Annotated in this window: 23 protein-coding genes; 19 read left to right on the forward strand and 4 right to left on the reverse strand. The window is 35.1% G+C overall.

Going from position 1 to position 20456, the window contains the following annotated elements; genetic code table 11:
• Positions 1–14: 14 nt before the first annotated feature.
• From phnC to FS802_RS24620, 14 genes are all read left to right on the forward strand, one after another.
• Positions 15–788 carry a phosphonate ABC transporter ATP-binding protein gene (gene phnC / locus FS802_RS24555; RefSeq protein WP_070169034.1) on the forward strand — a complete coding sequence of 258 codons (774 nt, stop codon included), beginning with the start codon at positions 15–17 and terminating at the stop codon, positions 786–788.
• Entirely contained in the window at positions 785–1579 is a 795-nt protein-coding gene (gene phnE / locus FS802_RS24560) for a phosphonate ABC transporter, permease protein PhnE (protein ID WP_144525534.1), read from the forward strand. Before phnC ends, phnE (FS802_RS24560) begins: the two co-directional genes overlap by 4 nt.
• Positions 1579–2382 (forward strand): phosphonate ABC transporter, permease protein PhnE, encoded by an 804-nt coding sequence (gene phnE / locus FS802_RS24565; protein ID WP_144525536.1) that lies wholly within the window; start codon positions 1579–1581, stop codon positions 2380–2382. Before phnE (FS802_RS24560) ends, phnE (FS802_RS24565) begins: the two co-directional genes overlap by 1 nt.
• Before the next feature lie 74 nt (positions 2383–2456).
• Entirely contained in the window at positions 2457–2939 is a 483-nt protein-coding gene (locus FS802_RS24570; RefSeq protein WP_098720835.1) for a coproporphyrinogen III oxidase, read from the forward strand.
• A 223-nt stretch (positions 2940–3162) separates the two neighbouring features.
• Entirely contained in the window at positions 3163–5163 is a 2001-nt protein-coding gene (tkt, locus tag FS802_RS24575) for a transketolase (protein ID WP_144525538.1), read from the forward strand.
• A 156-nt stretch (positions 5164–5319) separates the two neighbouring features.
• Positions 5320–5760, forward strand: coding sequence for a sporulation inhibitor of replication protein SirA (gene sirA, locus FS802_RS24580; RefSeq protein WP_000860651.1), 441 nt, complete (start codon positions 5320–5322; stop codon positions 5758–5760).
• A 78-nt stretch (positions 5761–5838) separates the two neighbouring features.
• Complete coding sequence (locus FS802_RS24585; protein WP_001123316.1) at positions 5839–6060, forward strand: YneF family protein; 222 nt, start codon at positions 5839–5841, stop codon at positions 6058–6060.
• Between the two features lie 125 nt (positions 6061–6185).
• Positions 6186–7937, forward strand: coding sequence for an ABC transporter ATP-binding protein (locus tag FS802_RS24590; RefSeq protein WP_000862361.1), 1752 nt, complete (start codon positions 6186–6188; stop codon positions 7935–7937).
• On the forward strand, positions 7937–9700 hold the full coding sequence (locus FS802_RS24595; protein ID WP_144525540.1) for an ABC transporter ATP-binding protein: 1764 nt from the start codon (positions 7937–7939) through the stop codon (positions 9698–9700). The genes FS802_RS24590 and FS802_RS24595 overlap by 1 nt, the downstream gene beginning before the upstream one ends.
• A gap of 132 nt (positions 9701–9832) precedes the next feature.
• Positions 9833–10882, forward strand: a complete 1050-nt coding sequence (locus FS802_RS24600; RefSeq protein WP_098708146.1) for a GH25 family lysozyme — start codon at positions 9833–9835, stop codon at positions 10880–10882.
• Positions 10883–11091: 209 nt separating this feature from the next.
• Positions 11092–12111, forward strand: a complete 1020-nt coding sequence (locus FS802_RS24605; RefSeq protein ID WP_098654607.1) for a nuclease-related domain-containing protein — start codon at positions 11092–11094, stop codon at positions 12109–12111.
• A gap of 6 nt (positions 12112–12117) precedes the next feature.
• Positions 12118–12684, forward strand: coding sequence for a hypothetical protein (locus FS802_RS24610; protein WP_078183007.1), 567 nt, complete (start codon positions 12118–12120; stop codon positions 12682–12684).
• Between the two features lie 206 nt (positions 12685–12890).
• A complete protein-coding gene (locus FS802_RS24615; protein ID WP_000644411.1) occupies positions 12891–13037 on the forward strand; it encodes a BC1881 family protein in 147 nt (48 codons plus the stop codon).
• A 98-nt stretch (positions 13038–13135) separates the two neighbouring features.
• A complete protein-coding gene (locus FS802_RS24620; protein WP_098654608.1) occupies positions 13136–13891 on the forward strand; it encodes a sulfite exporter TauE/SafE family protein in 756 nt (251 codons plus the stop codon).
• 309 nt (positions 13892–14200) lie between these two features.
• On the opposite strand, the gene FS802_RS24625 is transcribed toward FS802_RS24620, so the two are convergent.
• The gene (locus tag FS802_RS24625) at positions 14201–14407 is read right to left on the reverse strand and encodes a DUF3903 domain-containing protein (RefSeq protein ID WP_000624204.1); all 207 of its coding nucleotides are present in this window, start codon (positions 14405–14407) and stop codon (positions 14201–14203) included.
• Between the two features lie 141 nt (positions 14408–14548).
• Between FS802_RS24625 and FS802_RS24630 the strand changes: the two genes are divergently transcribed.
• Positions 14549–14962 carry an NUDIX hydrolase gene (locus FS802_RS24630; RefSeq protein ID WP_000442961.1) on the forward strand — a complete coding sequence of 138 codons (414 nt, stop codon included), beginning with the start codon at positions 14549–14551 and terminating at the stop codon, positions 14960–14962.
• A 12-nt stretch (positions 14963–14974) separates the two neighbouring features.
• Here FS802_RS24630 and FS802_RS24635 read toward each other — a convergent pair whose 3' ends face one another.
• Together FS802_RS24635 and FS802_RS24640 are read right to left on the reverse strand one after the other, a co-directional pair.
• Positions 14975–15652, reverse strand: a complete 678-nt coding sequence (locus FS802_RS24635) for an LrgB family protein (RefSeq protein WP_000578956.1) — start codon at positions 15650–15652, stop codon at positions 14975–14977.
• Positions 15649–16014: a CidA/LrgA family holin-like protein gene (locus FS802_RS24640; RefSeq protein WP_098654609.1), complete on the reverse strand. Its 366-nt coding sequence runs from the start codon at positions 16012–16014 to the stop codon at positions 15649–15651. Before FS802_RS24640 ends, FS802_RS24635 begins: the two co-directional genes overlap by 4 nt.
• Positions 16015–16166: 152 nt before the next feature.
• Between FS802_RS24640 and alsR the strand changes: the two genes are divergently transcribed.
• Positions 16167–17072 (forward strand): acetoin biosynthesis transcriptional regulator AlsR, encoded by a 906-nt coding sequence (gene alsR, locus FS802_RS24645; protein ID WP_000423222.1) that lies wholly within the window; start codon positions 16167–16169, stop codon positions 17070–17072.
• Positions 17073–17135: 63 nt separating this feature from the next.
• Here the strand turns inward: alsR and FS802_RS24650 are convergent, their stop codons facing one another.
• Positions 17136–17735, reverse strand: coding sequence for a hypothetical protein (locus FS802_RS24650; RefSeq protein ID WP_001220595.1), 600 nt, complete (start codon positions 17733–17735; stop codon positions 17136–17138).
• Between the two features lie 174 nt (positions 17736–17909).
• Between FS802_RS24650 and FS802_RS24655 the strand changes: the two genes are divergently transcribed.
• The 3 genes from FS802_RS24655 (at position 17910) to FS802_RS24665 (ending at position 20424) form a co-directional block, all read left to right on the forward strand.
• Positions 17910–18467 (forward strand): FtsX-like permease family protein, encoded by a 558-nt coding sequence (locus FS802_RS24655; protein ID WP_000050588.1) that lies wholly within the window; start codon positions 17910–17912, stop codon positions 18465–18467.
• A gap of 108 nt (positions 18468–18575) precedes the next feature.
• The gene (locus tag FS802_RS24660; RefSeq protein WP_000180644.1) at positions 18576–19487 is read left to right on the forward strand and encodes an ABC transporter ATP-binding protein; all 912 of its coding nucleotides are present in this window, start codon (positions 18576–18578) and stop codon (positions 19485–19487) included.
• Positions 19480–20424 (forward strand): ABC transporter permease, encoded by a 945-nt coding sequence (locus tag FS802_RS24665; protein ID WP_098720295.1) that lies wholly within the window; start codon positions 19480–19482, stop codon positions 20422–20424. The genes FS802_RS24660 and FS802_RS24665 overlap by 8 nt, the downstream gene beginning before the upstream one ends.
• Positions 20425–20456: the final 32 nt, after the last annotated feature.

Below are 20456 nucleotides of genomic sequence, written 5' to 3' on the forward strand. Positions count from 1 at the left end.
GGTAGGTAAGATGTGTGATAGAATTTCGAAATGTTTCCAAAATGTATTCGAATGGTACAAAAGGATTGAATAATATAAACTTGAACATTCAAAAAGGTGAGTTTGTTGTAATGGTAGGGCTGTCGGGGGCTGGAAAGTCTACACTTCTTAGATCGGTAAATCGCCTTCATGAGATTACAGAAGGAGAAATCTTGATTGAAGGTGAGTCTATTACTGCTGCGAAAGGAAAAGAATTACGACGCATGCGCCGGGATATTGGTATGATTTTTCAAAGTTTTAACCTTGTAAAACGATCAACGGTTTTGAAGAATGTATTAGCTGGGCGTGTTGGATACCATTCGACTTTTCGTACAACGTTAGGTCTATTTCCAAAAGAAGATTTGGAGCTTGCCTTTCAATCGTTAAAAAGGGTGAATATTTTAGAAAAAGCATATGCGCGAGCTGATGAATTATCAGGAGGACAACAGCAACGTGTATCGATTGCTAGAGCGTTGGCGCAAGAAGCAAAAATCATATTGGCAGATGAACCTGTTGCGTCGTTAGATCCGCTAACAACAAAGCAAGTATTAGATGATTTGAAAAAAATTAATGAAGATTTTGGGATTACAACAATTGTAAACTTACATTCTATTGATTTAGCTAGGCAATATGCGACACGCATTATTGGATTACATGCAGGCGAAATTGTTTTTGATGGTTCAGTAGAAGAGGCAACGGATGAAAAATTTGCTGAAATTTATGGAGACGTAGCGCAGAAAAGTGAATTATTAGAGGTGGCAGTTAAATGAATGACGCGACGATATATTCGAAATCGATACCGAAGCCGCCGAGTAAGTTGAAACATATGTTAACGGCTATTCTAGTCATTTTACTGTTGTGGGGAAGTAGTGTACAGGTCGACGCATCATTTTCAAAGCTAGTAGTTGGTTTTCCTAATATGATTGATTTGTTAAAAGAGATGCTGCCGCCTGATTGGAGTTATTTTCAAGTTATTACAACAGCGATGTTAGATACAATACGTATGGCGATTATTGGGACGACTTTAGGAGCGATTTTAGCTATTCCACTGGCACTATTTGCGGCAAGTAATGTGTTTACTAGTACATTTTTGTACGGTCCAGCTCGATTGGTTTTAAATTTTATCCGAACGATACCAGATTTATTATTAGCGGCAATTTTCGTAGCTATTTTTGGAATAGGACCACTTCCAGGTATTTTAGCTCTTACTTTTTTCTCAATTGGGCTTGTGGCGAAATTGTTGTATGAGTCAATGGAATCGATTGATCCAGGTCCATTAGAGGCGATGACAGCAGTAGGAGCAAATAAAGTGCAATGGATTGTGTATGGGGTAATTCCGCAAGTGAAAGCACATTTTGTCTCCTATGTTCTTTATACATTTGAGGTGAACGTACGTGCAGCAGCTGTTTTAGGTTTAGTAGGAGCGGGTGGTATTGGGTTGTACTATGACCGTACACTTGGATTTTTACAATATCAACAAACTGCATCTATTATTATTTATACTCTTGTTGTTGTATTGTTAATTGATTATGTAAGTACATTGTTGCGGGAGAAATTATAATGAGTAAAACGACGATAATTGTACCAAAACCGAAGAAACCGAGTGTGTATCGCTGGTTTATTGTTATAGCACTTGCATTTGTTTATGTATGGGCTTTTTCAGGAGTCCCGCTAGAGGGAATAAAGGATACGGCAGGAGAAATTACAAAAGCAATTATGACAGGTGTATTGAATCCAGATTGGTCGTATGTATCTTTGCCAGATGGTGAAGATTTATTACATGGCTTAATTGATACGTTGGCAATTGCGATATTAGGTACATTTATTTCTGCCTTTTTATCTGTTCCATTCGCTTTTTGGGCGGCAACGAATATGAGCAGTGGAAAATTAACGTCAGGAACTGGGAAATTTGTACTTAGTTTTGTTCGTACATTTCCTGAATTAGTTATGGCTCTTTTATTTATAAAAGCTGTTGGACCAGGCTCCTTTGCCGGAGTTCTAGCTTTAGGATTACACTCTATCGGAATGTTAGGGAAATTATATTCAGAAGGAATTGAAAATATAGATAAAGGACCGACGGAAGCGTTAATAGCTACAGGTGCGAATCGCTTTCAAATACTTTGGTATGCAGTATTGCCACAAGTATTACCGGATTTTCTATCGTATACGTTATACAGGTTCGAAATTAATGTACGATCCGCTGCTATTTTAGGTGTTATTGGAGCAGGTGGGATTGGTACGCCTCTAATTTTTGCACTGAGTTCACGCAATTGGTCTCGTGTGGGTATTATTTTATTGGGTATTATTTTAATGGTAATTATCATTGATTTTATTTCAAGTTCGATACGGAAGAAAATTGTATAATTTATTTTAAGCACCTATAAAAGGTGCTTTTTTATATAATAAGAATAATAAATGTGAGCAATAGGGGGGATAATTTGGCTTTACAGCACGAATTTGTATTTGTTTCGAATGAAAAAAAAGGGTTGGATTTTATAGGTATAGATTGGATTGAACTTTGTTTTCTATATAAAGAAGAGGCAACGATAGATGAGTGTGTTGTATTAAGTGATGAGCTAATCGTATATCTATTAGATTTTACCCATTGGATTCCGACCTATTATCCAGCGAAAAGAGCAGAAGGATTTGGAATTCACTATTATGGTATTACGAAAATAGAACAGCAAGGGGCAGTGATAGCAGAACAGTTATTTTGTTCGCTAGTTAACATGTTTTCTCTAGCGCCAGAAACAATCGAACTGACAGGGCAGTTTCAATGGGAAAATGATAATAATACTGATGGACAATATGAAAGATACGTATTTGATCGAGATAAATTATGCCAAAATTTAAATTCTTTTATTCGTTTGCTTTGCAGAGTGAAAAATGGGGAAGGATATATTTTGCATTATGGAATTTGAAAATGATGAATAAATATACAGATAATTCCCTTTCTTTTTAAAATAAAAATAATGAAAAAGTATGTCATATTGAATGCCCATACATTCCCGAAATCATTGATTTTTTTATGAAAAACCAAAAAAATATCAACATATTTGTCGATACATGTTGTATAATCTTGCGTGGGAAGCTATCATATAAATGTATAAAACGTTTACTAATATAAGCGAAGGGAAGAATAGCATGTCACATTCAATCGAACAACTTTCTATCAACACGATTCGCACATTATCCATCGATGCGATTGAAAAAGCAAACTCTGGTCACCCAGGAATGCCAATGGGTGCAGCACCAATGGCTTATACATTATGGACTCAATTTATGAAACACAATCCAAATAACCCAACGTGGTTTAACCGTGATCGTTTCGTATTATCTGCAGGTCATGGTTCAATGTTATTATACAGCCTACTTCACCTATCTGGTTATGATGTAACAATGGATGACTTAAAGAACTTCCGTCAATGGGGAAGCAAAACTCCAGGACATCCTGAGTACGGTCATACAGCAGGTGTAGACGCAACTACTGGTCCACTTGGACAAGGTATTGCAACTGCTGTAGGTATGGCAATGGCTGAAAGACATTTAGCGGCTAAATATAACCGTGATGCGTATAATGTAGTAGATCATCATACATACGCTATTTGTGGTGATGGAGATTTAATGGAAGGCGTTTCTGCTGAAGCATCTTCATTAGCTGCTCATTTACAATTAGGTCGTCTAGTTGTGCTTTATGATTCAAACGATATTTCATTAGATGGCGATTTAAATCGTTCATTCTCTGAAAGTGTAGAAGATCGTTACAAAGCATACGGATGGCAAGTAATCCGTGTTGAGGATGGAAACGATATTGAAGCTATCGCGAAAGCAATCGAAGAAGCGAAAGCTGACGAAAAACGCCCAACGCTAATTGAAGTAAGAACGACAATTGGTTTCGGTTCTCCAAACAAATCAGGAAAATCAGCTTCACATGGTTCTCCACTTGGTGTAGACGAAACAAAATTAACGAAAGAAGCATATGCTTGGACTGCTGAGCAAGACTTCCATGTAGCAGAAGAAGTATATGACAACTTCCGTAAAACAGTACAAGATGTTGGTGAAACTGCGCAAGCAGCGTGGAACACGATGCTAGGTGAATATGCACAAGCATACCCAGAATTAGCAAATGAATTGCAAGCGGCAATGAATGGTCTTCTTCCAGAAGGTTGGGAGCAAAACTTACCAACTTATGAATTAGGATCAAAAGCAGCAACTCGTAATTCTTCAGGTGCTGTAATTAATGCAATTGCAGAGTCTGTACCATCATTCTTCGGTGGATCTGCTGACCTTGCTGGTTCTAACAAAACATACATGAATAACGAAAAAGACTTTACAAGAGATGATTACAGCGGTAAAAACATTTGGTACGGTGTACGTGAGTTTGCAATGGGTGCAGCAATGAACGGTATTGCACTACATGGCGGTTTAAAAACTTACGGTGGTACGTTCTTCGTATTCTCTGATTACTTACGTCCAGCAATTCGTCTTGCAGCATTAATGCAATTGCCAGTAACGTATGTATTCACACACGACAGTATCGCTGTTGGTGAAGACGGTCCAACACATGAACCAGTCGAGCAATTAGCAGCGCTTCGTGCAATGCCAAATGTATCTGTTATTCGTCCAGCTGATGGTAACGAATCTGTTGCAGCTTGGAGACTAGCTCTAGAATCTACAAACAAACCAACTGCTTTAGTATTAACTCGTCAAGACCTTCCAACATTAGAAGGTGCAAAAGACGATACGTATGAAAAAGTAGCAAAAGGTGCATATGTAGTTTCTGCAAGCAAGAAAGAAACGGCTGATGTAATCTTACTTGCAACTGGATCTGAAGTAAGTCTAGCTATTGAAGCACAAAAAGTTCTAGCAGTAGACGGCGTTGACGCAGCTGTTGTCAGCATGCCATCTATGGATCGCTTTGAAGCTCAAACTGCTGAGTACAAAGAATCTGTATTACCAAAAGCAGTAACAAAACGTTTCGCAATCGAAATGGGTGCTACATTCGGATGGCACCGTTACGTAGGTCTTGACGGAGATGTGTTAGGTATCGATACATTCGGTGCTTCTGCTCCTGGTGAGAAGATTATGGAAGAGTATGGATTTACTGTAGAGAACGTTGTTCGTAAATTAAAAGAAATGCTTTAATGATTTTAGAAAAATCTCTCCAGCATGGAGAGGTTTTTCTATGTAAATGAGTTTTTTCGACAGAAAAAGTTTTTTATCTCTCCGCAGTCAGACAATCATTGCAAAATTTCTTCTATATAATGAAGGGAAAAGGTTGTCCAGATTGGGAGGCAAAAGATGAAAACGTATGAATTGTATTTAATTCAAGAGGATATTGCGAAAGCTTACTTTGGTCGTGAATATTTGTTTTTTGATTTATTTTCTCGATTTTCAGAATCTGTTTCCCTTTCGGAGAAAAAAGTGTTATATAAACAAATGATGTATATAACGAGGCCATTACAAGTAATGAAAATTCATCATAAATTAGAACAAGCTTTGCGGGTTCTTGGTAAATATGATCGAACACACCATACACATACACTTTATACAGGAGCGGAATACGGCGAAATAATGGTGAAACCACACTATATTCGCATGAATACCTCTGGAAATGTCTCTATGGAAACGACTTTCTTTGAGGTGTTAAGAAAGTGTGAATTAACATTTTTAGCTATGGATTATGAAAATACAAAGTATGGATGGCTGAATCCTCTAAAACAAGTACGAACATATGTGTAAAAAATGTCGAATTGTATCTTGTCTTATTGAAAAGGTTTTAGTACACTGTAAGGTAGACAACATGAAGGAGGAAAATATATGCCAATTTGGTTAGGTATTCTAGTGGGCGTAGTAGCACTAGTAGCAGGCGTGGCGTTAGGATTTTTCATTGCCCGCAAATACATGATGAACTACTTAGAAAAAAATCCACCAATTAATGAACAAATGTTAAAAATGATGATGATGCAAATGGGACAAAAACCTTCCCAAAAGAAAATCAATCAAATGATGAGCGCGATGAGCAAGCAACAAACAAAATAAGCGCTAAAGGGCACTCGATAAGAGTGCCCTTTCCTATTGGATTTTTCGAAGTGTTTAAAACTTTTAAAAATTCAGTATTTTTGGTAAACTAAAAACATCGTTCATTTTAAGAGAGGAGGATAAAAATGAAGGTATTTATTAATTTAGCGTGGTTTTTTAAACAAGAAAAACGAGCGTACATAATCGGAATTATTATGTTATTTGGTGTCGCGCTTCTTGAACTTGTAGCTCCGAAAGTACTAGGTATTGTAGTAGATGAAATTAATAATGGAACATTAACATCTGAAAAATTGTTGAAGTGGGTTATTCTGTTAGTAGTTGTAGGGATTACTATGTATATATTACGTTATTTATGGCGTATTATGATTTTTGGATCTTCGTTAAAACTAGCCCGTCAATTACGAAAGAATTTATATGAACATTTTACAAAGATGAGCCCATCTTTCTATCAATCACGTCGTACGGGTGATTTGATGGCGCATGCGACTAATGATATTCAGGCGATTCAACAAACTGCTGGATCGGGCGTTTTAACACTTGTTGACTCATTAGCGGTTGGGGGATGTGTACTCGTAGCGATGGGTTTTACAATTAGTTGGAAGTTAACATTGTTAAGCTTAATTCCAATGCCGATTGTAGCGATTTCGACAAATTATTATGGAACGTTATTACATAAAAGGTTTCATAAAGCGCAGCAATCGTTTTCAGAAATCAATGATAAAGTGCAAGAGAGTATGAGTGGGATGAAGGTAATTCGATCACTTGGACAAGAGAAAGAAGATTTACAAGCATTTCGAAAAAAATCAGAAGATGTTGTACATAAAAATATGTTAGTCGCACGTATTGATTCGTTGTTTGATCCAACAATCTCTCTTATCGTTGGATTTTCTTTTTTAATTGCAGTGTGTTACGGGTCAGTATTAGTTGTGAGGGGTGAATTAACTGTAGGTGATCTCGTTACATTTACAACGTATTTAGGTACCCTCGTTTGGCCAATGTTAGCCTTTGGATGGTTGTTCAACATTATGGAACGTGGGCGTGCTTCGTATGACCGTGTAGAAAAAATTCTCTCGCAAAAATCAGATGTAGTAAATAGAGAAGATGCTGTACATAAAGTAGCAAGCGGTGATGTTACATTTGCGGTCGATTCATTTTCATATAAGAAAAATGAACTGTTACAGCTAATAGATGTTCACTTTGATTTGAAGAAGGGTGAAACACTAGGCGTTGTCGGACGTACAGGAGCAGGGAAAACGACTTTATTAAAATGTTTAATCCGTGAGTATGATCATTTTAGTGGTGAATTAAAAGTTGGGGAGCGGGATATTCGCGATGTAACACTTTACGGTGTCCGTTCTGCCATTTCATACGTGCCGCAAGATCATTTTTTATTTTCAGCGAGTATTGGGGAGAATATTGCCTTCGGAAAGGCGGATGCTACATATAATGAAATAACCCGCGCTGCAGAGATTGCTTGTATTCATAATGACATCCTCCAATTTTCAGAAGGATATGAAACGGTAGTAGGAGAAAGAGGCGTTTCGTTATCTGGAGGCCAAAAACAGAGAATCTCTATTGCACGTGCTTTATTAACGAATGCGGAAATTTTAATTTTAGATGATTGTTTATCAGCGGTAGATGCAAAAACAGAAGAAACGATTTTAAATGCATTAAAGAGGGAAAGAGAAGGAAAAACAACGATTATTACTGCTCATCGTTTAAGTGCAATTCAACATGCCAATCTTATACTTGTTGTGGATGAAGGCAGAATTGTGCAACGAGGTACACATGAACAATTAATGAAAGAAAACGGTTGGTATAAAGAAATGTACGAGAGCCAGCAGTTAGAAGCATTAGTCGAGAAAGGAGGCGTATGATGACCGGGAAGAAGCGGAGTGATTTAAGTAGATTACTTTCTTATATGAAGCCATATAAAAGGTTGCTATCTTTAGCATTTATCTTTTTAGTTGGTGCAACTGTAACTGAAATGATGGGTCCTTTTTTAATTAAACAATTTCTTGATGAACATTTAGTACCACGTAACTTTGATCAATCAGCACTTGTTACTCTATTTGTAGTGTATCTTATTGCTCACTTATTAAAAGTATTATTTACTTATTTAGACTTATTGTATTTTCAAAATATCGCTTTTAAAATTGTTCAAGATATGCGTGTTGAAGTATATGATCATGTTCAAAAGTTATCATTAAGTTTCTTTGATCGTACGCCGATTGGTACGCTTGTATCGCGCATAACGAATGATACGGAAGCAATTAAAGATTTTTATGTCAGTGTATTATCCACATTTGTCAAAAATGTAGTCTTTTTAATAGGTATTTTAGTAGCAATGTTTTTATTAAATGTAAAACTAGCCCTATTTTCTCTCATATTAATTCCGATAATGTTTGCAATTATGGTGCTATATCGCCGGAAAAGTGCAGCCTTTTATTTAGAAGTACGTAATCAATTAAGCGTGTTAAATGCAAAGTTAAATGAGTCCATTCAAGGAATGAATATTGTTCAAGTGTTCAGACAAGAAAAGCGTATGAGAAAAGAGTTTGAAGAAGTGAATAATAAACATTATAGTGCAGGGCGGCGGACGTTAAAGTTAGACGCGTTACTTTTACGTCCAGCAACTGATTTAGTTCATATTGTGGCTATTGCGTTAGTACTTGGTTTATTTGGAATTGATGCTTTGAAGAGTCCTGTTGAAGTAGGTGTCTTATATGCGTTTGTTAATTATATACATCGTTTCTTCCAGCCTGTAAATGAGATGATGATGAAATTATCATTCTTCCAACAGGCACTTGTTTCATCATCACGTGTATTTCATTTAATGGATGAGCAAGATTTAGCTCCAGTTCAAAAAGGGGATGGAAATCCTCAAGTTGTTAATGGAGAAATTGAATTTAAAAATGTTACTTTTTCGTATGATGGAAAACGTGATGTTTTAAAAAATGTATCTTTTCACGTGAAACAAGGGCAAACGGTTGCTTTCGTTGGGCACACTGGTAGCGGAAAAAGTACTATTATGAATTTGTTAATGCGATTTTATAATATTAAGTCTGGAAATATTGTAATAGATGGTGTAGATTTAGAGAAATTTGAAGAACGAGAAATTAGAAAGAAAATAGGACTCGTATTGCAAGATGCATTTTTATTTGCGGGAAATGTAAAACAAAATATTCGTATGTACAATGAAGAAATTACGGATGAAGAAGTAAAAGAAGCGGCACAGTTTGTGCAAGCGAATACGTTTATTGAAAAATTACCAGAGCAGTATGAAACAGAAGTAGTAGAAAGAGGAGCTGCATTTTCTAGTGGTCAACGCCAATTAATTGCTTTTGCTAGAACGATAGCAACGAATCCGAAAGTATTAGTATTAGATGAAGCAACAGCTAATATTGATACAGAAACAGAAGATGCGATCCAAACAGCATTACAGCAAATGCGAAAAGGGAGAACGACTATAGCAATTGCACACAGATTATCTACAATTCAAGATGCAGATCAAATTTTTGTTATGCATGATGGAGAAATAGTAGAAAGAGGAACACATCAAGAATTACTGAGTGAGCAAGGGTTGTATTATAATATGTATTTACTACAAAATAAAGGGATCTTACAAAAGGCCTTGTAATTACAAGGCCTTTTTACTTTGTTTATAAAATATGTTTGCTCTCAATGTCTATAGTATAAACGTCGTGACCCTTTATTAAAGTTGTACATATTGTATGTATACGAAATGAAAAAAATTGATAGGAGCTTTTATATGCAAGATAGATCTAGTTCAAATATTACGTTTATCGATGTGTCTCATTGGGAAGGGAACATTGATTGGAATGCAGTGAAGGGATCGGGTATTTCAGCGGCGTATGCAAAAGCGACAGAAGGTGTGAATAATCTTGATCCTACTTTGGTTCAAAATGTACAAGCAGCGCGAAATGCGAATGTATTAATCGGTGCATACCATTTTGCACATCCAGAACTAAATGATGCAATTTCAGAAGCGAAACATTTTGTGAACATATTACAAAGCAATCAGACAGACTTAATGCCAGTTTTAGATTTAGAATCACCGATAAATCCGAGTAATAGTAATTTAACTGGTACTGCTATATCTAATTGGGCAAGAAGTTTCATAAATTATGTGAAACAGGCTACTGGAAAAGATGTCATGTTATATACAGGAGTTTGGTATATTAATGAGTTTGGAATTAACGGATTAAGTGATATTCCACTTTGGATTTCTAAATACTCTAGTACGCCGCCTGCTGATGCTGGTGGATGGACAGAGTGGACAGCATGGCAATACACAGATTCTGGTCGAATTTCAGGTGTAGTAGGAAATTGTGACGTATCAGCAGCGGTTTCATTAGAAGCTTTGCAAGGAAATGGAACCAATGGTGGTGGAAATGTTTCTCCACCTAGTACTGCTACTGCAGTCTACGGCGTTGCTGTAATTAAAGGCGATAATGTAAATTTACGGAGTGGACCATCTTTACAATCTAGTGTAATTCGCCAGCTAAATAGAGGAGAATCGTATGAAGTTTTGAGTGAACAAGATGGTTGGCTTGCTTTAGGTGGAAACGAATGGATATACTATGATCCAAGTTACATTCAGTATAAACATTATGTGGCGACTATTACTGGTGATAATGTGAATCTGCGGGATGCTCCATCATTAAATGGAAATGTTATAAGACAGTTACATCGCGGTGAGGCTTATAGAGTATGGTGTAAGCAAGATGGCTGGCTCGGTTTAGGTGGAAATGGCTGGATATACTATGATTCAAGTTATATTCAGTATGGTGTACAATAAAATGCACGTAAAAGGTATCTCGCCTGAGATGCCTTTTATTCTGCTATTTGCAGGCAACCTGAAACAATCAGTGGGGAATGGGGAAAATCGCTTATTAAAGTCTCTCTTCATTAAAAATATGTAATTTTTACAAAGTGTATATTGAAAGCATAGTATAATATAATGGATGTTTATAAAAATAAATGAAAATGAAATAAAGGAGTAAAAATATGGATTATGTGCTAATAGGTGTGATTTTATTATTATTAGCTGTAGCATTCGTGCTGTTCTATAAAAATAAGCAGCTAGAATCAGAGAGTCAGCAAGTAGAATTTGAAAAGAAACAAGCAATTGAAACGTATGAAAATGAAATTGCAGCTACAGTTACAGAGCATAAAGAACAACAAAATACATTAAAAAATATGGAACAGAAGAAATACAATGATTTACAAATAAGTGCAGCTAGAGAACTTGAAAATATGCGTATGTTGAAAAATCAATTAGCTGTGCAACATAGTAAAGAACGCAGTGAAGTGCAAGAAAAGCATAGTAACGAAATACATATGTTTCAACAATTAATTGCAAATTTGCGAGAGTATACGAAAAATGGAGCTGAAGTGAATACACACGAAACATTACATTATATGAAGCGAGGCTTCGTAGATCAAGGCATAATAAAAGATAATGAATTTCATATTATGCCGAATGTTTTTATTAGAAATCAGCACGGTGGAAATGATTTTCGAATTCATCATCTTGTTTTAAGTAAAACGGGTATGTATGTACTTGAGACGAAAGAATGGACAGGGAAATTAATTCATGGCTTAACGAAAGACAATGCTAGTATATATTCATTTATGATTGATGAAATTGGCAAGTATCAACAAGAGGAAGAGAAAGAAGAGACGTTTGCATACATTACAGGTGAAGATTCATTAACGATACAAGTGAAAAATGAAGGGAATCCAGTATATAGAGCGAAGAAACTATCGCATATTCTATACAATTGTTTGAAAGAAGTACAAGTAGATATTGTAAAGGAAAATGTAAAACCGATTGTATATTTTTATAATGAGAGCGGGAAAGAAGTGCTAGATCTTTCTGAAGAAAAAACGCCGAGATTAAAAGATAGAGAGCAAATTGTAACGTTCTTCAGAAATGAGATCTTAACAGGGAAAATAATATATACTGAGCAAGAGTTAGAAAAACTTCGAGAAACCATTAATCGAATAAATTATATAATGAATTAAAAAGAGGTGGGCTTTCTGAGTACTATATTAAGGGGTATTTTGTATGTTTATATTTGTTTGTATATACTAATGTATCTTGCTTTTATGTTTATTATTGGTATGGCTCATACGTCATTAAGTGTAACGAGCGTTTTTGTAATAGTCGTGCCATTTGTTTTATTAGTTATGATTCAAAAGTCGATCTTATATGTTGCTAAAAATCGTAATGAAGAAAAGAAGCAAATGTCGGGAGTGTTAATAGTAGCACTTATTCCGTTAATAGTATGTACTGCACAATTAAGTATGAATACATACACTTCAAAGTTTAATCAAGATCGATGGTTACATGCTGAAGATAAACGGGTACATATGGTAGATGATCTAATACAAAAATATAAATTAACAGGAAAATCAAATGAAGAAATTACACAATTATTAGGAACGCCTACTGAAACGAGAAATGGAGAAAACGGGGTTATCACTTCGTACTATCTTGGAACTGAACGTGGCTTTATCCCTATAGATAGTGAACATCTTGTTTTACAATTTGACAAAGATGGTAGAGTTTTGAAATATAAGGTGCAGAGAGATTAAATAAATTTAGAAGCTATATGTTATAGCTTCTTTTTTATTTTTCAATACGTTACGGAAGGGAGAGAAGGGTTTTGAAGGGAATAAGGAATGAAAGCGGAGGTGATGCATATATATAGATGCATTGGGTTATTTTTATCGTACATAAACGGGCAGCCTAATTAAAGTTTCACTGTATCATATTGTATAAATGAAAAGGAGGTAAGACGGTGAAAGCAATCCCGACTGATGTCCTGAGTAAAGAATTAATGGAAAGAGAAGGAGTTATATCTATTACAGTAAAGGAATTTGAAAAGATAGAAGTAGCTGGAGTAGTAGTCGCTGGTCCTGCAGTTATTTTGATTAATCAAGATTAAGTACATATTATTGAAATAAAAAGCATCCATCTAGGATGCTTTTTATTTGTATACAAGGAAGAATATAATGGATAATTGCTTTACTGGAGGGAAAGTCTGTGGCAATTATTATAACGATGTTAGTAATGGGAGTTTTATTAGGATTTGTTGGAGCAGGGGGAGCTGGTTTTATTATCGCAATACTCACTTTAGTATTCCGCGTTCCTATTCATGTTGCGCTTGCAACGTCTTTAACTGCTATGGCATTTACGACATTATCTGGGGTTATAAGTCATTATCGTGAAGGAAATGTTGTGGTTACTATAGGCGGGATTGTTGGTGGATGTGGAGCACTTGGTTCTTATATTGGTGCAAAGCTTGGTTCACTTATACCACCGCATCTTCTTCATTGGTTTACAGCTGGGATGTTATTTTTATCTGCAATTTTTATGTTTGTTAAATTAATTAAGTTTCAAAATAGGGAAGAACTACTTTTAGCAGAAATTAAAGATTTTTCGAAAGAAAATATAATGAAATGTATATGTCTTGGATTAGTCACTGGAATGATGGCTGGTTCATTCGGGATTGGTTCTGCACCATTTATTCAACTTGGATTAATGGTTCTATTAGGTTTAACAATCCAGCAATCTGTAGGAACAACAATGCTTGTTATATTGCCGATTGCGATTGGAGGTGGGATAGGATATAGTTCAGAAGGGTATCTAGATTATATATTGTTATTGCAAGTATTAATTGGGACGATGTTAGGAGCGTATATCGGAGCGAAGTTTACAAATTATGCACCACGTATGCTTTTGAAGTTTTCAATGATTATGACACCAGTTGTAGCTGGATGTATGTTATTGATGGAATAAAAATAATATAGCAAACTAATATGTTTTACGAATGAATTATGTAAGTAATTCATATTTCCCATATAAAAGGATTTGCTTTAATATAATGAGTGTAAAGTTCGAGTATTTGAAGTAATACTTGAATTATATCCCTATCCCTTTTCTAAAAATGCGAACAAGTTTTGCCCTATTCTATTCAATAATTAATTGCATAGAAATATATTGTTCGATGACCATTATGGAACGTACATAATGGGAAAATCCCGATCCTTAAAGAGGATGCCCCTAATCTTCATGTGAAAATATGATCGGATAAGAAAGCTGACCAATTTATGGTCGGCTTTCTTTTTGTTCAATAGTTATTTCTTCTTTAATTTCTGTTTGCAATAATAAAGCTTTTCCGAAACGACGTTTACATTCCGCACGCACTTTTTCAATGGCTAGTAGCTGAGTAGTGGCGGGAACTGTTACGATAGCTTGGCGTGGTTTTCGATTTTCTTCACAAAAGACACATTCCACAACATATTTAGAAATCATATTTTCATCCTTCCATTTTTAATTTCTAAGAAGGGATTGTCTATGAAGTTGATGTAAGTTTTCGTCATCGTTTTCCTTTTTTCCTCTTTTTTCAAGGGGAAAATAAAGAAGAAGACGAATAGTAGTAGGGGAGGGATGTATATGGAAAGATGGATAGGTTGTGCAGCAGTATGTATAAATGAAAAAAATGAAGTTTTAATGGTGTTGCAAGGGCAAAAGGGTGAAGAAAAAAGGTGGTCTGTTCCAAGTGGAGGGCTTGAAAAGGGAGAGACACTAGAAGAATGTTGTATTCGAGAAGTTTGGGAAGAAACAGGTTACAATGTGGAAGTTGTAAATAAAATATACGAAAAAGAGGGTATTACATACGGGGTTCCTGTATACGTTCATTATTATGTCGTTAAAAAAATAGGCGGTAGTATGAAAATCCAAGATCCTGATGAGTTAATACATGAAATTACTTGGAAAAGGATAGATGAAGTGAAGGAATTAACGCTATCTTTCCCGGAGGATTATGAGATTTTAAATAAATATATAATAAAAAAAGCAAGTGTTTAAACACTCGCTTTTTTAATGTATCCATGATAAGAAAAGCGGAACGATAACTAAACTAGCTCCTGCTGTTAAAAGCATAGATAAACTTGCAATGGTTCCTTCTACAGGGCCGATTTCGAATGCTTTTGATGTACCGGTTCCATTTGCGCTCGTGCCTAACATAATGCCTTTTGCGAGCGCTGTTTTAATACGGCATATACGTATGAGAGAAGGTCCGAGCAATGCTCCTGTTAACGCAGTTAAAACAACAAATACAGCTGTTAATTGTGACATACCACCGATCATTTCTGAAATGGCCATTGCAATTGGTGTCGTTACAATATGAGGTGCTAAACTATGTTCTAACGATGAATCAATTTGAAAATAATTTGCTAGTAGTGCTGAAGTAATAACTGATAAAAACGAGCCGACAATGACATTAAGTAAGATAGCTATTCCATGTTTCTTGAGTAAATCAAAGTATTTATAGATTGGCCATGCAAAAGCGACTGTTGCAGGCTTTAATAATTCTGTTAACCATTGACCACCTGTTTCATATGTTTCATAAGGTGTGTCTAGTCCGAGTAATAAAGCAATTAAAATAATAGGGCAGACGAGAAGAGGAGAAAGTAAGCTCCAATTCCAGCGTTGATACATTTTCTTCGATATCCAATATGTGAATAGTGTTAATAGTAAACAAAGAAAGCCGATCATTGTGTGGATCCTTTCCGCTTTATTAGCAATTCTGTTAGGAGTCCTGTAGCGAGAGTGACACAAAGTGTACTAATCATAATAATTAAAATGAGATCGATTCCATATTGTGATAGTGTATCTTTGTAGCGTATGACAGCGACTGCAGAAGGAATGAAAAATAAAATAAGTTCTTTTAATAAAAAGTCTGCTCCGTCCTGTATCCATTCTTTTTTCACTAGGTTAAATTTTAATGAAATTAACAATAAAAAAATACCGATTATACTTCCTGGAACTGGGAGGTGTGCCTGTTTTGCAATCCATTCACCTGTCCAAGCGAAACAAAATAATAATAAAATTTGTCCGCTTAATTTCCACCATTTCATACAGTACCCACCTCTTTCTTTTTTTACATAAAAATTGTAAAAAAGAATTAACAATTTCTACTATACGTTCATTCGAAAAATTTGTCTAATATATAAATTATATGTTATTAATATATTAGATGTATTAATTGAAAGTGAAAAGGGTGTCCAAAATGGAATTACGGCATTTGCAATATTTTGTTGTAGTGGCAGAGGAGTTACACTTTGGACGAGCAGCTGCTCGTTTACAAATGACACAACCACCGCTTAGTCAACAAATTCAGCAATTAGAAAAAGAAATGGGAGTTATGTTATTTTCAAGAACGAAGAGAAAAGTTGAATTAACAGAAGCTGGAGAAATGTTTTTAAAAGAAGTAAAAAAAGCGTTCGAACAAATTGATAAAGCAGTAGAAGTTGCACAAAGTGCCCAAAGGGGAGAAGTGGGCTCACTTTCAATTGGTTTTGTAGGTGCGGCGATATATGATATTTTACCATCTATCGTAAGGGAGTATAGAAAGAAATTTCCGAGAGTGTCTGTTGCATTACATGAACTGTCAACACCGGATCAGGTGCATGCACTTCATGATAACCGTATTGATATTGGCTTTTTGCGTCCGCCAATTCCAACGCAATTACTAGAGTTAGAACCAATTCAAAAGCTTTCTTGTACGTTATGTTTACCGAAGGCACATCCACTTGCTGAAAAGGAAGAAATACATATTGAAGATTTAAGAGACGAACCGTTCGTATTTATTACGAGACCGGTATGGCCAGCGTTATACGATACAATTTTATCACTTTGCCGCGACGTAGGATTTAGTCCACACATTGTACAAGAAGCAACGGAATATCAAACAGTTATGGGACTTGTAGCGGCAGGAATCGGAATTACGGTAATACCTGTATCGGCGAATAAATTGTATAAAACCGAAGTCGTATATAAAGAGTTATGTGATTCGAATTTTGTTGCAGAAATGTCAGTAGCGTACAAAAAAATGAATACTAATCCAGAACTTTTAGAGTTTTTGAAAATTGCAAGAGAGAAGAAAAGAATAGAAGTTGAGGATGAGATTAATTAATTTGTTAAAAAGTACACCTCATTAAACACTAAAGCGGAAATGCAATATAATTGCATTTCCGCTTTAGTGTTCTTTTTTTAGTTCTATACTAAAGAGATAAACATGTTCGTTTTCTTGTAATAGTTGGTCAATAGCAGTTTTTTCCTCAAGCATTGGAATTCTTACGGTTTCTTTATTCGTTTTTATTATAGCCGCTAAAGTCGTCTTTTGATTGTATGTTAAGTTTATTGCAGATTGAAGAGTAGTAGAGGTAGAGCTATTTACGATTGGAGGTGCTTCTTCAGGAGCGAGCATGGAACTACCTTCAATATTAACATACCAATGTTTTTGCACTTGTACATCTTTATCGAGTTGGGATTGAGGTGGTAAAAAAGAAAGCTTTACTTTCTTTTTTTGAAAATGGGAGGTAGCTATATTCGCAATTATGTTTGTTTTTTTACCATTTTGATAATAATCAATTGTAGCATGTATTTCATCTTTTTCATTTTTTAGGGTAACGTTATAAAACATGCTGTCTCCTTCTTGAAAAGGAGTCATTTGTAAAATAGAAGTTTGTTCTTTTGTTAATTTATATGGCTCAACAATGGCATCTGCATTGTTTTTAAGTGGGCTACAACTTGTGAGAAATAATAAAGAAAAGATTAATAGCAATTTTATGCGCATGCAACCCCCTCCTTTTTACAATTATATTATGAATATGATTTTTTTACCATTTTGTTTTCTAGGACTAAAGACTTAGAAAAAATTCAGATTGTAGTGCGATGTTTAAAATGTCATATTTTTATACACTAGTAGTATAGAATGAGTATGGTATGAAGTAAGGTAGGGGAAGAATATATGTCTTTATGTCAGTTAGTGAGAAAAAATATAAGAACATTTGCTGCCAAAAGGATGAAGCAATTCATGTGGGTTGCTATGAGTACTATGATTTTATTTTTTATGATATCGCTCCAATTTAATGAAGGAGCTATTGGGAAATTAGAGACTACACTTTTATTTCAAATGAGCTTTTACATGCTGTTTATTGTATTCATTTTTATTTGTATTTTTACTACATATAAAATAACGTTTTCTCTTCTGCAAGTGAGGAAAGAGGAAATTAAATCTTATGTAGCAGAGAATAGGAAGAGAAATGACGTACTATGTTTATTATGTCAGGAGCAATTATTTATTTATGGAGCAGCGTTTGTTTTTGGATTAGTGAATGGGATGTTATTTTTGAAATTATTTACGATTATCTTTATGAAAATAGCAGGAATACAAGGGATAAATAGTGCACCGATTACAATATATGCAATAGTAGTTGTTAGTATAATTATGATCGTTATCGTCCTATTATCGATGATGCAATGTTTTCGATTTGTTCAAAGTTTACAAGATGAAAATTCATTTTAATTCAAGGGAAAGGCATGAGAAATCATGCCTTTTCCTATTTTACACATAAAAATAATCATGTTACAGTGTAAAGACCTGACAAAGAATGGGAAGGAAAGGTTGTATAGTATGACAAATGAACAATCAATTGTAAAGGTTGAGCGGTTAACGAAGCGAATCGGTTCCAAGACACTTGTAGAAAATATTAGTTTCGAAGTTAAAAAGGGTGAAGTAGTTGGTTTGCTCGGACCAAATGGTGCTGGAAAAACGACTTTAATGAGAATGATGGTCGGCATGATTCGTATGACAGAGGGAGAAGTTTGGATTGACGGCCAATCTGTAAAACAGCAATTTGAAAGTACGGCTTCGAAAATTGGAGCAGTAATTGAGACACCGGAATTTTATCCATTTTTGAGCGGCTATGAAAATTTAACATATTTTGGACGGATGAATGGCAATGTGACAGAAGAACGTATCGATGAAGTAGTGAAATTGTTAGGAATGGGACAAGTAATTGACCGTAAAGTAAAAGCATATTCACTCGGCATGAGACAACGTTTAGGAATTGCTCAAGCGCTTATTCACGATCCAGATGTATTGATATTAGATGAACCAACGAATGGATTAGACCCTAGTGGAATACATGAAATGAGAATGTACATAAAGAAAATTGCACATGAACAAGGAAAAGCGGTACTTGTATCTAGTCACTTACTTTCAGAAGTTGAATTAATGTGTGACAGAGTTATCATTATTCAGCACGGAGAATATGTGGCGACGCAAAATATTCAGCATAATCAAAGCGAAGAGATGGAGACAATCCGTATACGTGTAGATGATGCGAATAAAGCAGCAGAAATGTTAGACCAAGATGTTTTAATAAAAGGTAATGATCTACTTATTACTGTAAAAGATGAAGAAATCCCAAATGTTATTCGTACATTGCTTGAGAAAAATATTCAAGTGTATCGTGTATATGAAGAAAGAAAAACGTTAGAAGAGCAATTTTTAGAATTAACAGGGGGAAAAGATATTGTTTAATTTAGTGTATAACGAACTGTATAAAATATTTAAGCGAAAGCGAACGATTATTCCCTTTGCAGTTATTGCAGTATTAATAATTGGATTAGGATGGGTTACGGTAAAGTATTTAGAACCGGAAACAAAAGGATGGAAAGCCGATTATACAGAACGAACTGTAGAAATTGAGAAAAAGCTAGGCATGAAAAAAGAAGCTATTTTAGCGGAACGATCTGGGGACGAGCTTGTAAAGGAATATCAGCTTAAGATGAAGCATTTAGATACAGATACAGCACCGGCAAGCAGTTCTCCGCTTTCTTTCATGAGAGATACAGGTTTTATCGTATTTCCAATATTGCTCCCATTTATCCTCGTGTATGCAAGTACAATTTTTGCGAATGAATATAGCTGGGGAACATATAAATTTTTAACGATACGACCAGCGAGTCGATTTAAAATTTTGACAGCTAAATTTTTAGCAATTGTGATATTTGCAGCGTTATTGTTTATATTTAATATGATTTTCTCCACTTTAAGTGGACTTGTTATTTATAAATTCCAACAGCCTGCATGGAGCGAGCTTATTTTCCAAGATGGAAATATTATAAAACAAAATATTTTTGTGGAAGCTAGTAAGTATTATATTTTATCGTGGTTGCCGACCATTGTGTACGCAGCGTTTGCATTTATGATTTCTGTATTAACAAGATCTAGTGGAGGCGCGATTGGTATTTCACTATTTCTTGCTTTATCAGGAAATATTGCATTATTAGCAGCAACTAGATATGATTGGGCGAAATATTTATTGCCAGCAAACACAGATTTATACAGTATTTCAAAGAATGGAAGTTTTATTGATGGAGTAACATTCCCATTTGCTTCATGTATGTTATTACTATATTTATTTGTATTTTTAAGCATTTCCTATACAGTATTTTTAAAACGCGATTTAACTTAAAAAAAGGAGCCGTTAAGTATTTCTTAACGGCT

Source organism: Bacillus sp. DE0042 (assembly GCF_007680225.1).
GTDB lineage: Bacteria > Bacillota > Bacilli > Bacillales > Bacillaceae_G > Bacillus_A > Bacillus_A wiedmannii.